The following is a 15,368-nucleotide window of genomic DNA, read 5'->3' as shown; positions in this document are numbered from 1 at the left end:
GGCGCACACGGCGGTGGTGGCGGCGGCGGACATGGCGGCATGGGCATGGGCGGCATGGGTGGTGGCCATTTCGGCGGCATGGGCGGCGGACATTTCGACAGCGGGCATTTCGGCCACGCCGGATTCGGGCCCCGGTTCGCCTTTCATGAGCACGACGGCTTCCGTCACCGCGTGTTCGATCGCCGCCTGCATCGCTTCGTGTTCATCGGCGCGCCCTACCTTTATGCCGGCTACGACGACTGCTGGCGCAGGGCCTGGACATCCTATGGCCTGCAGTGGGTGAACGTCTGCGGCAACTACGATTACGGCTACTAGCGCGACCAACGCCCCGCCCCCCATTGCGTCGGCGCACCGCGCGAGTGGTGGTGGCCGTCACGCGGGCCTCCTTTCCAGCCGACCCGCCGTGACGGCCATTGCGCTGCTTTCATGATCTGCAAGTTCAATTCTGACATAGATGTCAGGTTTGCCGCTCCCGATTTTGCTACAATGGATCTGGAACGGATCTGGCCGTCTGGCCCTGTCGTTCGGGAACTTGAACCATGACCGGAAGCCACCGCCGCATCCTGGTCGTCGAAGACGATCCGGAAACCGCCGATCAGCTGGTCGAGCAGCTCACCACCAGCGGATACCAGGTGGATCTGGCGGCCAACGGCACCGAAGCCCTGAATCTCGGCGCGACGAGCGACTATGCCGTGATCACGATGGACCGCATGCTGCCTGACATCGACGGCCTTGCGGTGATGCGTCAATTGCGCGACGATGGTGTCGCCGCACCAGTCCTGATCATCAGCGCGCTCGGCGAAGTCGATGATCGGGTACGTGGCCTGCGCGCCGGTGGTGATGACTATCTCGTCAAGCCGTTTTCCTTCATCGAGCTATTGGCACGCGTCGAGGCGCTGGGCCGGCGCAGCGACACCATCGTCAAGGAGACGATCCTGCGCGTCGGTGATCTCGCGATCGACCTGGTATCGCGCAGCGCCAGCCGGCGCGGCAAGGACATCGCGCTGTTGCCACGCGAGTTTCAGCTGCTGGAATATCTGGTGCGCAACGAAGGCCGCGTGATATCCCGCGCCATGCTGCTGCAACACGTCTGGGACCTTCATTTTGACCCCTCGACCAACATCATCGACGTCTATGTCGGACGGGTACGCCGCAAGGTCGACGGCCAGCAGGCCTATCCGCTGATCCATACGCTTCGCGGCATCGGGTACTGTCTCCGTGCTCCTGGCTAAGACCCTCAAATCATCGACATTCAAACTCGCGCTGATCGCAATCGGGACGTTCGGCATCATCGTCTCGGCGATTTTCAGCTACGTGTATCTCTCCACCTGCTCTTATGTCCGCGCCCGGTCGGAGCTTGCCATCAGGAACGAGGATGCAAGCCTACAGGCCGCCTATCGCCGAGCCGGGCAGGATGGGCTGATCGCCTTGATCGCGCAGCGCGTCGCTGATCAGAGTTTTGCCGGCAGCGTGTACATGCTGGCCGATGCCGCGTTGACGCCGCTCGCCGGCAACCTCAAGGCATGGCCAGCGGCGGCGAACCCAGCCAGCGGATGGATCGAGTTCCGCCGCGAGGCGCCGCCCGACGCGTCCAGGGCGCCGCTGCTGCGGGCGACGCTGGAGACGTTGCCGAGCGGCGATCATCTCTTGGTGGGACGGGACATCAGCGAGCTCGACAGCCTGACTGACCGGATCAAGCTGGCCGCGATCTCCGGCGTGGCCCTGATCTTCGTGCTCGCGGGTGTCGCCAGCGTGCTGGTGACGCGCCGCACCGTCGGGCGGATCGAGCAGATCAATGCCACCAGCCGGGCCATCATGCAGAGCGGGCTCGACCAGCGCATTCCGCTCCGCGGCACCAACGACGAATGGGACCGTGTCGCGGAAAATCTCAACCAGATGCTGGACCGCATCGAGACGCTGATGGGCGAGATCAAGCAGGTCAGCGACAATGTTGCCCATGACCTGCGCACGCCACTGACGCGCATGCGCGGCCGCCTGGAGAAAGCCTATCACGCCAGGCGCAGCGCGGATGGCGATCAATCCCTGATCGGCGACACCATCGCCGATCTCGATTCGGTGTTGCGGATTTTCTCCTCGATCACGCGGATTGCGCATATCGAGGCCCAGGCCCGGACCAACGCATTTCGCAGCGTGAACCTGGTCGACGTCACCAACGAAGTTGTCGAATTGTACGATGCCGCGGCTGAGCAGGACGGCACGCGCCTCACCGTCACAGGAGGGCGCGAGGTGCTGGTGACCGGTGATCGCGACCTGATCTTCGATGCCATCGCCAACCTGGTCGACAATGCGATCAAGCATGGCCGCGCCGGTGGCGAGGTCGTGGTTACGAACGAAACCATCGATGACAGGCCGGTGATCTCGGTGGCTGATGACGGACTGGGCATCCCGGCGCAGGAGCACGAGCAGGTCTTCAAGCGCTTTTACCGACTCGAACGCAGCCGTTACACGCCGGGCAACGGCCTCGGCTTGAGCCTGGTCGCAGCCGTCGCACGGCTTCACGGCGCGCAGATCGAGATGCTCGACAATGCGCCGGGTCTGAAGTTCAGGATTCGGTTCGCGGCGCCGACCGGCTAGCTGGTGGTGGCCCTGCAAACGACCCGCGATCGCGCAATTGTCGATCGCACAGCGCAACGATGTCATTCCTGGGCCGGTTCGGATAAACTTCGCCCGTGGAACGCGGCACGAGGGAAAGAGACATGCGATGCAAACCGGGCTAAGGGTCCAACAGCTGCGGAGCCAGCTCGCTGGCCCGTTCGAGCTGAACCTCGGCATCGGGACCTGCGCGGCGATCACCGGGCCGTCGGGCTCCGGCAAAAGCCTGTTGCTGCGCATGATCGCCGACCTCGACCCCAACGAAGGCGAGGTCTGGCTGAACCAACAGGCGCGCGCCTCGATGCCCGCGCCGGCCTGGCGAAGACAAGTCACCTATGTCGCCGCTGAATCGGGCTGGTGGGCCGACGTCGTGATGCAACATTTCCCGGCCAGCGCCCGGGATCAGATCGCGGCGCTGGCTGCCAGCCTCGGCCTTCGCGCCGAGCTTCTGGACGCGCCAGTCGCGCAGTTGTCCACCGGCGAGAAACAGCGCTTGGCTCTGGTCAGGGCGTTGCTCCCCGCGCCACCCGTGCTGCTGCTCGATGAACCGACCGGGCCATTGGATGGAGACTCGGTCGCACGCGTCGAGACGCTGCTGCGCCAGCGCATGGCGGCCGACACGGCCATCCTGCTGGTCACGCACGATCCGAGACAGGCGGAACGGCTCGGCCATCAGCGCTATCGCATGGCGGAGCGACGCCTGGAAGCGCTATGAACCCCATCCTGCTGACGCCGCTCGACATCTCCATCGCGGCCTCCCTGATCATTCTTGATGCAGCGCTCTCGATCTGGCTGAAACTCCGGCTGCACCGGCAGATCGCCATCGCTGCAGCACGCATGGTGGTGCAACTCGTCGCCATCGGCTATGTACTGCGCTTCATCTTTTCCCTGAACAATCCGGCAGCAACGCTGCTGCTGGTCCTCGTCATGGTGCTGGTCGCCGCCCGCGAGGTAGCGACCCGGCCGGAAACCCGGTTCAAGGGCCAGTCGACATTTGCGATCGGGTTTGTCAGTGTCGGCTTTGCCACCTTCGTCACCGCGATCCTGGCGCTGACGACGGCAATCCGGCCAAAACCCTGGTTCGATCCGCATTATGCGATTCCGCTGGCGGGAATCATTCTCGGCAACGTCCTGAATTCCGCCAGTCTGGCGCTGGACAGCCTGTTGGGGTCAGTCAAGCGCGAGCGACAGGCGATCGAAGCACGGCTGGCGCTCGGGGGAACCTATCGCGAGGCAATCGCGCCGCTGGTGCGCGATGCGATCCGGCGGGGGCTTTTGCCGATCATCAACCAGATGTCGGCCGCGGGCATCGTCACCTTGCCCGGCATCATGACTGGGCAGATTCTGGCCGGGCTGGATCCGCTCGAGGCCGTCAAATACCAGATCCTGCTGATGTTCCTGTTGTCCGGGGGCAGCGGCTTGTCGGCCTTGGCGGTATCCTATCTGACCGCATGGCGCTTGACCGACGAGCGGCAGCGGCTGCGCCTGGACCGGCTGGCCTGATCCAAGCCGGCACCCATTCTCACGGCGCGGCCCATCTCGGTGCACGAGGCGCCGCGATGGAGCCGCCTCAGCTTCTGCGCCGCCAGGGTCGCCGTTCTCCTGCGGTGCAGCAAAGCGACCGCGTTAGACCAAATGCACATTCCGGTTGCAGCGACCTGATTGTAGCATCCGCGGAAAATGAACCGCTCAGACCGGTTCTCACCATGGGAAGGAAACCACAAACACCAAGGGACAGTGCAATGACAACGCTCGACACATATGCGCATCTCACCGAGTCGGATCACAGCGCGCAGCTGCGCAAGGCAGTGATCGCATCGACCATCGGCACCGCGATCGAATGGTACGATTTTTTCCTCTACGGTACCGCTGCCGGACTGGTTTTCGGCAAGCTCTACTTTCCCAACGAAGAGGCGTTGACGGGGACACTCGCCGCGTTCGGCACCTATTTCATCGGCTTCATCGGCCGCCCGATCGGGGCCGCGATATTCGGCCACTACGGCGATCGGATCGGCCGCAAGGCAACGCTCATCGCGACACTGTCGTGCATGGGCATTGCGACCTTCCTGATCGCGTTCGTGCCGACCTACGCAGAAATCGGCATCTGGGGCGCGGTCATCCTCACGGTCTTGCGGATGCTTCAGGGCATCGGCGTCGGCGGCGAGTGGGGCGGATCGGTGCTGCTGGCGATGGAATGGTCGCGCACTCACGGTCAACGCGGCCTGGTGGCATCATGGCCGCAATTCGGTGTGCCGTGCGGCCTGTTTCTGGCGAACCTTGCCGTCCTGGGGTTCAGCCAATGGTCAGGCGACCAGTTCGCGGTCTGGGGCTGGCGATTTCCCTTCGCGCTCTCGATTGTTCTCGTCGGCATCGGACTGTGGATTCGCCTCGGCATCCTGGAGACGCCGGTGTTCCAGGGGCTGTTGGACAACAGGAAGATCGAGAGGACGCCGATCATCGAAGTCTTCAAGATGCATCCGAAGGAGATCCTTCTGTCGGCATTGCTGCGGCTGTCCGAGCAGGCGCCGTTCTATATCTTCACCGCCTTCATCTTCGCCTATTCGGTCGGCACTCTGCACATGTCGCGCAACCTGATCCTGAGCGCGGTCCTGGTTGCTTCCTGCGTCTCCTTCATCACCATCCCGCTGTCGGGGCATATCTCCGACCGCATCGGACGCCGGAAGATGTATCTCATTGGCGCCGCGGCGGTGGGCCTGTTCGGCTTCCTGTATTTCGGAATGGTGGACACCGCCATTCCGTCGGCCGTGTTCATCGCCATCGTGCTGTCACTGATCCCGCATGACATGCAGTACGGGCCGCAAGCAGCGCTGATCGCCGAGGCCTTTACGCCGCGATTGCGCTACAGTGGTGCGTCGCTCGGCTATCAACTGGCCTCCGTGATCGCCGGCGGTCCGGCGCCGATCATCGCGACAGCCCTGTTCGCCACTTATCAATCCGGCTATGCGATTTCGGTCTACATCGCCGCATGCGCGGTCATAAGCCTCGTGGCGGCGGCTTTCATGCCTGATTACACCGGCAGGGACATTTCCAGGGAGTACGATGCCTGACGCCGACATGTAAGACCGATAGGAGGGCTTGGGCGTTTGACGCGGGCTAGGGCTCGTCGAGGCTCCTGTTCATTTTCTCGGAGCACGTGGCGACAGAAGGTGCGGCAAGGATCGATGGCCGGCACGGAAACCTTCCGCCCCGGGGTCCGGCTGCCGTAGTCGCGACTTCATCGGGGCGGCCATCGCGGTTGTTCCAGATGTGGCCTATCAGCAAGAGCCCTCACGTGCGGCAAGTGCGGCATGGACCCCGGCGAGATGGGCCGTTAGTATCGTGCTGCCGGTCTTTCCCGGATGGCTCACCAACCGCGTTGAATGCCCTTCACAACTCCAATCCCGACACCGGTCCGCCCGTTCTACTGGAGCGTCGCAATCACCAGCGCGCTTGCCGCCGCGGTGATCCTGGTCACGCTCTGGCTGTCCAGCCTGACCCGCTCGCAGTACGACTGGGTTGAGCATACGCTCGCGATACGCAATCAGCTGACAAACGTGCTGTCCCTGGTGCAGAGCGCGGAAACCGGTCAGCGCGGCTATCTGCTGACCGATAGCCAAGCGTATCTCATTCCCTACGATCGCGGCGTCACCGGCCTCAAGCCGGCCCTCGATGAGTTGAACCGGCTGGTCCAGGACAATCCCGACCAGGTCCGATCGGTCGAGCAATTGCGCGAGCTGATCACCAAGAAGCTCGGGGAATTGCGGGCGACCGTCGACGCCCGCAAGGCCGGCCGCAACGACGAGGCGCTTGCCATCGTCCGAAGCGATGAGGGCCTGCGGCTGATGGATGCGATCCGCCAATCGGTGACCGCCATGGAAGCGGTGGAGGATCGCCTGCTCGGCGAACGCGAGGCGCGGGCCGAGGCTACGAATTTTCGCGTCCAGGCCGGCGCCGGCGCGGCCCTGCTGCTGATCGTGGCGGCGGGCTATCTCGGCCTCTTGATCACGCGGAGGTCGTTCACGGAGCTCGCGGCCATGCGCGACAAGCTCGCTTCCGTCAATGCCGGCCTCGAGGAGCAGATGCGCCAGCGCGAGCAGATCGAGAGCCAGCTCCGCCAAGCCCAGAAGATGGAGGCGATAGGACAATTGACCGGCGGCATCGCCCACGACTTCAACAACATGCTCGGCGTGGTCTCCGGCTCCCTGGAATTGATGGAACGCAAGCTCCAGAAAGGCGAGACTTCGATTGCCCGCTTCATGGATGCGGCACTGCAGGCGACACGGCGCGCGGCGCTGCTCACCGATCGCCTGCTGGCTTTCTCGCGGCAGCAGCCGCTGGCGCCACAGCCGGTCAACGCCAACGCGCTGATCTCGTCGATGTCGGACCTGATGCGATCGACGCTCGGCGAGCATATCCAGATCGAGACGGTGACGGCGGCCGGGTTGTGGCCGGCCAGCGCGGATTATCATCAACTGGAAAACGCGATCTTGAACATCGCGATCAATGCGCGCGATGCGATGCCGGACGGCGGCAGGCTGACGATCGAGACCGGCAACGCCTATCTCGACGACGCCTATGCGCGCGGCCACGCCGAGGTCGATCCCGGCCAGTACGTGATGGTGGCGCTCACCGATACCGGCACCGGCATGCCGGCAGACGTCGCGGCGCGGGTGTTCGATCCCTTCTTCACGACCAAACCCACGGGCAAAGGCACCGGGCTCGGCCTCAGTCAAGTCTATGGCTTCATCAAGCAATCGCGCGGCCACGTCAAAATCTATTCGGAGGTCGGCGAAGGCACCACGGTGAAGATCTATCTGCCGCGGGCCGCTGAAATGGGCGCGCCGGCTGCGCCGTCGACATCGCCGCCGCAGGAGCTTTCCGGATGCGGCGAAGTCGTGCTGGTGGTCGAGGATGACCCCTTGATGCGGAAGTTCACCACGGAAGCGGTCAGCGAACTCGGCTACGGCGTGATCGAGGCGGAAAATGCCGCGGCCGCGCTTGCAGTCCTGGAACAGCGGCGCGACGTGGACCTCCTGTTCACCGACGTGGTCATGCCCGACGTCAACGGCAAGAAGCTCGCCGACACAGCGCTGCGGAAATATCCGGAGCTGAAGGTACTCTATACCACAGGCTATACGGCAAATGCCGTCGTCCATGGCGGCATTCTGGATGCCGGCGTCAATCTCCTGGGGAAACCCTTCACGATGGAGCAGTTGGCGCGGAAACTGCGCAGCGTGCTCGGCCAGTAGGACGCGGCAGCAGCGGCCCCCGGTTGTTACGCGTTGAGCGGCATGCCGCCGGCGAGACGGGTCGCGGCGCGTTCGGCCTCGCGGGCATTGCGAAACAGCTTGCCTTCCATCCGGTTGAAGCGGTGGGTGGCCGCGAAGAAGCGGTAGCCGTCCGCGTCGCGCACGACAATTCCGGCGGCTTGCGAGCTGACTTCGATGATGTAGGTGTCTGACATTGACCTGGTCCAGTTCCGATTTCGCGGCCAGATAACGGGACGAGCAGCGAAAAGTTCCGGGACACGGCGACGCCCCCGTCGACGTGGAGGACGCCACTTCCCGGCGGCGTGCAGCGAAAAACTGACGCTTCTGCGATGCGGATCATTCGCTGCACGAGGGCTCTGCATTCCATCCCCATCGTCAGTCCGGGCGACCCGCCCAGCGTCGAGCCCGAGCCGCGGCATGACGACAAAGTGAAAACCCGGCAGCTCTTGCAGAGACCGTCACGCGCCGTCTGCTCACGCCGAAATCGGCGGATCATCGCGCTCGATCACCCGGGGATGGCCGTCATCGTCGATCGAGACGTAGGTGAAATTGCCGTCGGTCACCAGGATCGACTGCCGTTCCTTGCGCCGCAGCACCCAGGCCTCGAGATGGGCCGTCACCGAGGTGCGACCGATCCGCACCAGATTGGCATGCACGGAAACGAGATCGCCGACAAAGACGGGTTTCCTGAAATTCATCGCCTCGATCGCGACCGTCACGGTGCGCGATTTCGCGACCTTGGAGGCGAACACGCCGCCGCCGATATCCATCTGGCTCAACAGCCATCCGCCGAAAATATCGCCGTTGGCGTTGGTATCGGCCGGCATCGCCAGCGTGCGGATGCATAGATCGCCCTGCGGCTCTGTTGTTGCGATCAAAGGCATTTGCGATTCCGCATCGGTCACTTGAAACTCTCCCAGCCGGCATCCGGCGCGAAACGGTCGCCGAACTTTGCGGCCATTGCACGCAAGGCCGAGACGACATGGTCGACGCCGCGCGTCCGCGCATAGTTCAAAGGGCCGCCGCGGAACGGCGCGTAGCCGGTGCCGAAGATCATGGCGCCGTCGATCACATCGGCATTGTCGACGATGCCTTCGCGCAGGCAGGCGACACAGACATTCGACATCGGCAGGATCAGGCGGTCGATCATCTCGTCGGTCGGCGGCGTGCCTTGCGGCGAAGCCGGTGTCTTGTCGGCCTTGCCGTCACGCCACGTATAGAATCCTTTGCCGCTCTTGCGGCCGAGCTCGCCCTTGGCGACCATGTGGCGCAGCCAGGCGGGCGTCGGCGGCAACAGGTCGCCGAATTTCGAGCGCAGCATGTCGCCGACATCGAGGCAGATATCGAGCCCGACCTGATCGGCGAGCTCGATCGGCCCCATCGGCATGCCGAACTTTTCCGCCGCCGCATCGATCGTGTGCTTGTCGATCTTGTCGTCCAGCATCACCATCGCTTCCAGCATGTAAGGCGTCAGCGCGCGGTTGACCAGAAAACCCGGCGAGCTCTTGACCGGCAGCGGCAGGCGGTCGATGGCGCCGACAAAGGCCAGCGCCTCCTTCAGGCGTTCGGCATCGGTGCCGTCATGGCTGACCACCTCGACGAGCTGCAAGCGCGACACCGGGTTGAAGAAATGCAGTCCGAGCAGGCGTTCGGGCTTTTGCAGGGTCGTCCGCAAATCCTGCAGCGGGATGCTGGAGGTGTTGGTGGCAAGGATCGCGCCGTCCTTCATCTTCGGCTCGATCGAGCCATAGATGGTCTGCTTCAGTTCCAGCTTTTCCGGCACCGCCTCGATGATGAGATCCGCGTTGCGCGCGCCCTCACCGTCGATATCCGGCACCAGCCGGTCAAGCGCGTCGCGGACTTCGGTGGGTTTGCGGATGATCTTGCCGAACAGATCGGCGGCGCGCCTGATCGCGCCGGCGATCGGCTCGGCCTTCATGTCGGCGAGCGTGACATGTAGGCCTTCATTGGCGCACCAGGCGGCGATATCGCCGCCCATCGCGCCGGCACCGATGACGTGGACACGGCTTATTTTGTTGCCGCTGCCCGCCAGCTTCTTCATCCGCTCACGCAGGAAGAACACCCGGATCAGGTTCTGCGCCGTCGGCGTCACCATCAATCTGGCAAACGAGGTCTTTTCGGCCGCGAGCATCGCCGCCTTGTCGCCGCCGTGCTGGTCCCAGAGATCGATCAGCGCGTAAGGCGCGGGATAATGTTCGTGCGGCGCCGCCTTGTCCGCCTCACGGCGCATGCGCGAGGCCAGGAAGCCGCGCGCCGGCGCCGAATTGAGCAGCGTGTTCAACAGCCCAGGCTGCGCGCGTTTCAGCCGTCCGAACACGGCATCCTTGACCGCGTTTCGCACGTGCCGCTCCTGGGTGACGGCATCGACCAGGCCAAGCGACTTGGCGCGGCGCGCGTCGACGGTGCGGCCGGTCAGCATCAGCGTCATCGCCTGCGTCGGGTTGACCAGGCGGGTCAAGCGCGCGGTGCCGCCGAGGCCGGGATGCAGCCCCAGCATCACCTCGGGAAAGCCGAAACGCGCACCGTCGATCGCAATGCGCGATTGACAGGCCAACGCCACTTCAAGGCCGCCGCCGAGGCAGAAGCCGTGGATCACGGCAACCGTGGGAAACCGCAGCGCATCGAGGCGATCGATCACCGCATGGGCGCGGCCCATGGCCGTCTCGACCGCGGCCGGATCGGCGGCGCCACGGAAGTCATTGACGTCGGCGCCGGCAATGAAGCCGGATTTTTTTGCGGAACGAATCACGAGCCCGACGGGCCGCTGGCTTTCCAGCGCCGTCAGCACCTGATCGAATTCCGCCATGACATCGCCCGACAGCGTGTTGGCGCTGGTGCCCTCGCGGTCGAACAGGAGCCACGCGATGCCGTCGCCATCGCGCGTCAGCTTGAAATTCCGATAGGGGCTTTCCGGCGCGGGCTTCGGCCCGAGCTCGAGCACGCGGTCGCCGAGCACGTCCATGATCCTGGATTCCATGGTCATACCGCCTCGATCAGCATCGCGCCGCCCTGGCCGCCGCCGATGCATTCGGTGGCGATGCCCCGCCTGGTCCCAAGCCGCTTCATCGCGTTGACGAGATGCAGCACGATGCGGTTGCCCGAGGTGCCGACGGGATGGCCGAGACTGATCGCGCCGCCATCGACATTGAGCTTTGCCGGATCGATCGCGCCGGCGGCGCCGTCGAGCCCCAGAATCTCGCGGCAGAACTTGTCGTCATTCCAGGCCGCGAGACAGCCGAGCACCTGGGTCGCGAACGCCTCGTTCAGCTCCCAGGTCTCGACATCTCCGAGCGCCAGATTGTTGCGCTTGAGAAGCGCGGTCGCCGACAATACCGGCCCCAGGCCCATGATCGAGGGATCGAGCGCGGACCATTGGCTGTCGAGGATCACGGCTTTCGGCTGCAGGCCATGTTTCGCGACCGCGTCCTCGGATGCCAGGATCACCCAGGAGGCGCCGTCGGTGATCTGTGAGGAATTGCCGGCGGTGACCTGGCCCCAGGGGCGCTCGAACACCGGCCGCAATTTCGCAAGCGTCTCCGGCGTGGAGTCCGGGCGGACGCCGTCATCGTGATCGTAGAATTTGCCGTCGCGGGCAAAGGCGGTCTCGACCTCGCCCTTCAAGAAGCCCTGTGACTGCGCGTTGGCGAGCCGCCTGTGGCTCTCGGCCGCATAGGCATCGGATTGCGCGCGCGTGATGCCGAAGAGATGGCCGACGACTTCGGCGGTCTGGCCCATGTTCAGTTCGGTGATGGGATCCGTCAGCCCGCGCTCCAGCCCGATGATCGGCTTGAAATAGCCGGGCCGCGCCTTCAGCGCCGCCATGATCTTGGCCCCGATGCCCTTGGCAGCGGCGAGCCCCGCGAACCAGCGCACGCCCTGTTGCGGCCACACCAGCGGGGCGTAGCTCAGCGCCTCCGCGCCGCCCGCCAGGATCAGGTTGGAGACGCCCTCGCGGATATAGCGGTAGGCGGTATCGATCGACTGCATGCCCGAGCCGCAATTGATCTGCACGGTGAAAGCCACCATCGCCTCGCCCATGCCAAGCCGAAGTGCTGCGACGCGCGCGGGGTTCATCTCGTCAGCAATCACGTTGACGCAGCCGAGGATCACCTGGTCGAACGCGGTCGGCGCGAACGGCTGCCGCGCCAAGAGCGGCCGGCCGCATTGTACGGCAAGGTCGACCGGCGTGAACGGGCCGGGACCGGAGCGCGCCTTCAGGAACGGCGTCCGGCTGCCGTCGACGATAAAGACCGGTCTTGCCATCAGCTCGCCGCCCTCTGCTCGCCCAATTCCTGAAAGAATTGATGCACATCGGCTGGCTTCTTGTAAATCGGCGACAACGCCTCGGGCGCGAAATCATCGACTTCGATCACTTTTGCAACCGCTTCATGCGCGGCCGCAAGCCGATCGGCCTGGGCCTGGGTGAGGATGCCCCGCTTCACAGCTTCCCTGGCGTCGCGTAGCCGCGCGGCGTGCATGGTCTTGGCGACATCTTCGGCGCCCGTCACCAGCAGGAACGCCTTTTCCAGCCGGGCCAGCGGGCCATCGTCGTCGACATGCGACAGGTCGGGGGTGAGACGGTCGCGCGCGGCCGAGGGCGCGAGCACGAGCTCGGCACAGCGATGCACCACACGGTCGCTCGGACCCAGCACGCGGGCGCCGAACGGCTGGATCAGGAATTTCAGGAGCACACCGACGAAGCGGTTGGGCAGGTTGGCGCAGATTTCGGCAAACCGGTTCTCGATGGTCTTGAAGCCGTTCGCCATGCACCATTCCAGCGCGGCGAAATCGGCCGGCTGCCGGCCCTCGTCCTGCCAGCGTTTGAGCGCGGCGGAGAGCAAGTACAATTCGGACAGGATGTCGCCGAACCGCGCCGACAGCATTTCCTTGCGCTTCAAGGCGCCACCGAGCGTCAGCAGCGCCATGTCGGCGCAAAGCGCGAACGCGGAGGAATAGCGCGAGAGCTGGCGATAGAAGCCGGTGGCGTCACCGGCGTCGGGCGCCGGCGCGAACAGGCCGCGGGTCCAGCTCCGGCCCCACGCGCGGAACAGCGTCGCAAAGGTATGGCCGACATGGCTCCAGAACGATCTGTCGAAGGCGTCGAGACCGCGCGTGCGATCGGTGTCGCCGAGCGCGTTCATCTCCTGCAGCAGATAGGGATGCGCGCGGATCGCGCCCTGCCCGAACACGATCAGATTGCGCGTCAGGATGTTGGCGCCCTCAACGGTGATGCCGACCGGCACTGACCGGTAGAGGCTCCCCATGTAGTTCTGCGGGCCATCGATCACGGCCTTGCCGCCATGGATATCCATCGCGTCGTCGATCGCGATCCGCATCCGCTCGGTCGCCTGCAATTTCATGATGCCCGAAATCACCGCGGGATGATGTCCCTGGTTGAGTGCGGCGCAGGTCAGCCGCCGCGCCGCGTCGAGCAGATAGGCCGTCCCGGCGATGCGGGCCAGCGGCTCCTCGATGCCTTCGAACTTGCCGATGGAGATCCCGAACTGCTCGCGGATCCGGGCATAGGCTCCGGTGGTGCGCGCGGCATAGGCGGCGCCGGCGGCCGACAGCGAGGGCAGAGAAATACCGCGGCCGGCGGCGAGCGCGGTCATCAGCATTTTCCAGCCCTGGCCCAGCCGCGCCTCACCGCCGATGATGTAGTCCATGGGAATGAAGACGTCGCGGCCGCGGTTTGGGCCGTTCTGGAACACCTGCATCGCCGGCAGATGACGACGGCCGATCTCGACGCCGTCGAGATGAGTCGGAATCAGCGCCACGGTGATGCCGAGTTCGTCGCGCTCACCGACCAGATGATCGGGATCGTAGGCTTTGAAGGCAAGGCCCAGCAGCGTCGCGACCGGCCCGAGCGTGATGTAGCGCTTGTGCCAGTTCAGCTTGAGGCCCGTGACCTCGCGACCCTCAAAAGTGCCCTTGCAGATGATGCCGCTATCGATCATCGAGGCGGCATCCGAGCCCGCCTCCGGACTGGTGAGGCCGAAGCAGGGAATGTCGCGGCCATCGGCGAGCCGCGGCAGCCAGCGCTGCTGCTGCTCCCTGGTGCCGAAGCGCATCAGGAGCTCGCCCGGTCCGAGCGAGTTGGGCACCATCACGGTGACGGCGGCCGTCAGCGAGCGCGAGGAAATCTTGCGCACCACTTCCGAATGCGCGTAGGGCGAGAAGCCGAGGCCGCCGAATTCCTTCGGGATGATCATGCCGAAGAACTTGTTGCGCTTGATGAAGTCCCAGGCCTCGGCCGGCAGGTCGCGCCATTCCCAATTGATCTTCCAGTCATCGAGCATGGCGCAGAGCTCGTCGACCGGGCCGTTGAGGAAGGCGTTTTCCTCGTCCGTGAGTGTGGCCGGCGCGGTGGCGAGCAGCTTCGTCCAGTCCGGATTGCCGGTAAAGAGATCGGCGTCCCACCAGACATCGCCCGCCTCCAGCGCTTCGCGCTCGGTATCCGACATCGAGGGCAGCACGCCGCGCGCCCAGGAAAAAATCGGTTTGGTGACGAAGTCGCGGCGAAAGGTGCTCATGGCGAGATCCTCGTTGCGAGAGTTGTGCTGCGGTCCGCAAGGCCGATCATGCACCGGCCCCTTCTAGCGGAAAACGTGACGATTCACGTGACACATCACATCGAAATGCAGCGAATTTGATGGCAACCGATAACGGGAATATGTCGTGCGGGTTCCGGTGAATGCTGACGCCTAAATCGTTACGACGCATGGCATTTGGTTGAGAATCGAGAATGGGACGAACCCGAGACGAGCGATTCAGTGAATGTTGTCATATCCTACAACGATTTCTCCGCTTCCCTTCCGTGTGGCGGCCCTGGCCACAGTCGTCATCACCCGCGAATGCGGGTGATCCAGTATTCCAGAGATGTTCGTCGATCGAGAGGTCTGCAATCCTGGGTCGCCCGGTCAAGCCGGGCGATGACAGGGTTTGGTGTGGCGGCCGCGCCCACGATCGTCACCCGAGCAAACGACGCCCGGTATGATTCGAACTTCGAAAATCGCTGCTCCAATAAGCGATCTTGAAGTCCTGATCCTATCGGCCTGCTCCCCGAACTTCAGCGGAAGCGCGCCCAACAGCTTTTTGATGGCACGGCGGGCACGGCGCAAATGCGCGCAGCCCCCGAATCGAATGTCAAACAGCAGATACGGCTTCGCGGTCTCGCGGCGCTGGTCGCCCGAGCTTTGCCAGAATTCTTGCGCCTCAAATCAGAGGGCGCAGGGAATGCCGGGTGCACGCTGCACCCGCGGTCTCGTGTGCGATAGAGTAGAAGGCAAGCGGCACACGAGCATACAGGTTCAGCGGAAACACTCCGACATTCCCTGCGCAATGGCTTTACGGCTTACTTCGCGCTCTCCCCGGCGATCCAGGCTTTTTTGACACCGTCGCCTTCGGAGTTGCCATCCGCCCGGTCGGGCCGACAGGACTCCAAAGACTTGACGCCGACCATTG

At 64.3% G+C, this 15,368-nt stretch carries 11 protein-coding genes and 1 pseudogene; 7 read left to right on the top strand and 5 right to left on the bottom strand.

The features are described 5' to 3' along the window. The 7 genes and pseudogenes from WCB02_RS28970 to WCB02_RS28940 all read left to right on the top strand — a co-directional run. Positions 1-315: pseudogene (locus WCB02_RS28970) on the top strand (hypothetical protein); the annotation flags it as partial. A 224-nt stretch (positions 316-539) separates the two neighbouring features. Beyond that, positions 540-1,232 (top strand): response regulator, encoded by a 693-nt coding sequence (locus tag WCB02_RS28965; protein ID WP_423963175.1) that lies wholly within the window; start codon positions 540-542, stop codon positions 1,230-1,232. After that, complete coding sequence (locus WCB02_RS28960) at positions 1,219-2,595, top strand: ATP-binding protein (RefSeq protein ID WP_423963174.1); 1,377 nt, start codon at positions 1,219-1,221, stop codon at positions 2,593-2,595. Before WCB02_RS28965 ends, WCB02_RS28960 begins: the two co-directional genes overlap by 14 nt. Before the next feature lie 37 nt (positions 2,596-2,632). Next, complete coding sequence (locus tag WCB02_RS28955; RefSeq protein WP_423963173.1) at positions 2,633-3,328, top strand: ABC transporter ATP-binding protein; 696 nt, start codon at positions 2,633-2,635, stop codon at positions 3,326-3,328. Beyond that, positions 3,325-4,116, top strand: coding sequence for an ABC transporter permease (locus tag WCB02_RS28950; RefSeq protein WP_423963172.1), 792 nt, complete (start codon positions 3,325-3,327; stop codon positions 4,114-4,116). The genes WCB02_RS28955 and WCB02_RS28950 overlap by 4 nt, the downstream gene beginning before the upstream one ends. A 239-nt stretch (positions 4,117-4,355) precedes the next feature. Continuing rightward, on the top strand, positions 4,356-5,681 hold the full coding sequence (locus WCB02_RS28945) for an MFS transporter (protein ID WP_423963171.1): 1,326 nt from the start codon (positions 4,356-4,358) through the stop codon (positions 5,679-5,681). Between the two features lie 312 nt (positions 5,682-5,993). Beyond that, complete coding sequence (locus tag WCB02_RS28940) at positions 5,994-7,862, top strand: CHASE3 domain-containing protein (protein ID WP_423963170.1); 1,869 nt, start codon at positions 5,994-5,996, stop codon at positions 7,860-7,862. Between the two features lie 26 nt (positions 7,863-7,888). Here the strand turns inward: WCB02_RS28940 and WCB02_RS28935 are convergent, their stop codons facing one another. The 5 genes from WCB02_RS28935 to WCB02_RS28915 form a co-directional block, all read right to left on the bottom strand. Then, positions 7,889-8,077: a hypothetical protein gene (locus tag WCB02_RS28935; protein ID WP_423963169.1), complete on the bottom strand. Its 189-nt coding sequence runs from the start codon at positions 8,075-8,077 to the stop codon at positions 7,889-7,891. Positions 8,078-8,356: 279 nt separating this feature from the next. Then, entirely contained in the window at positions 8,357-8,767 is a 411-nt protein-coding gene (locus WCB02_RS28930) for an acyl-CoA thioesterase (protein WP_423963176.1), read from the bottom strand. 17 nt (positions 8,768-8,784) lie between these two features. Next, the gene (locus WCB02_RS28925) at positions 8,785-10,881 is read right to left on the bottom strand and encodes a 3-hydroxyacyl-CoA dehydrogenase NAD-binding domain-containing protein (protein ID WP_423963168.1); all 2,097 of its coding nucleotides are present in this window, start codon (positions 10,879-10,881) and stop codon (positions 8,785-8,787) included. Between the two features lie 2 nt (positions 10,882-10,883). Beyond that, positions 10,884-12,167 carry an acetyl-CoA C-acetyltransferase gene (locus WCB02_RS28920; RefSeq protein ID WP_423963167.1) on the bottom strand — a complete coding sequence of 428 codons (1,284 nt, stop codon included), beginning with the start codon at positions 12,165-12,167 and terminating at the stop codon, positions 10,884-10,886. Beyond that, a complete protein-coding gene (locus WCB02_RS28915; RefSeq protein ID WP_423963166.1) occupies positions 12,167-14,437 on the bottom strand; it encodes an acyl-CoA dehydrogenase in 2,271 nt (756 codons plus the stop codon). The genes WCB02_RS28920 and WCB02_RS28915 overlap by 1 nt, the downstream gene beginning before the upstream one ends. Positions 14,438-15,368: the final 931 nt, after the last annotated feature.

Source organism: Bradyrhizobium sp., assembly GCF_049581145.1.
Classification (GTDB): Bacteria; Pseudomonadota; Alphaproteobacteria; order Rhizobiales; family Xanthobacteraceae; genus Bradyrhizobium.
The sequence above is the reverse complement of the archived record's forward strand: the minus strand, read 5'-3'. Positions and strand labels throughout refer to the sequence as shown.

Excerpts from the sequence above, each read along its gene's own strand:
- WCB02_RS28965 (WP_423963175.1), top strand. The coding sequence starts at position 540 with ATGACCGGAAGCCACCGCCGCATCCTGGTCGTCGAAGACGATCCGGAA.
- WCB02_RS28950 (WP_423963172.1), top strand. The coding sequence starts at position 3,325 with ATGAACCCCATCCTGCTGACGCCGCTCGACATCTCCATCGCGGCCTCC.
- WCB02_RS28945 (WP_423963171.1), top strand. The coding sequence starts at position 4,356 with ATGACAACGCTCGACACATATGCGCATCTCACCGAGTCGGATCACAGC.
- WCB02_RS28940 (WP_423963170.1), top strand. The coding sequence starts at position 5,994 with ATGCCCTTCACAACTCCAATCCCGACACCGGTCCGCCCGTTCTACTGG.
- WCB02_RS28935 (WP_423963169.1), bottom strand. The coding sequence starts at position 8,077 with ATGTCAGACACCTACATCATCGAAGTCAGCTCGCAAGCCGCCGGAATT.
- WCB02_RS28930 (WP_423963176.1), bottom strand. The coding sequence starts at position 8,767 with ATGCCTTTGATCGCAACAACAGAGCCGCAGGGCGATCTATGCATCCGC.
- WCB02_RS28925 (WP_423963168.1), bottom strand. The coding sequence starts at position 10,881 with ATGGAATCCAGGATCATGGACGTGCTCGGCGACCGCGTGCTCGAGCTC.
- WCB02_RS28920 (WP_423963167.1), bottom strand. The coding sequence starts at position 12,167 with ATGGCAAGACCGGTCTTTATCGTCGACGGCAGCCGGACGCCGTTCCTG.
- WCB02_RS28915 (WP_423963166.1), bottom strand. The coding sequence starts at position 14,437 with ATGAGCACCTTTCGCCGCGACTTCGTCACCAAACCGATTTTTTCCTGG.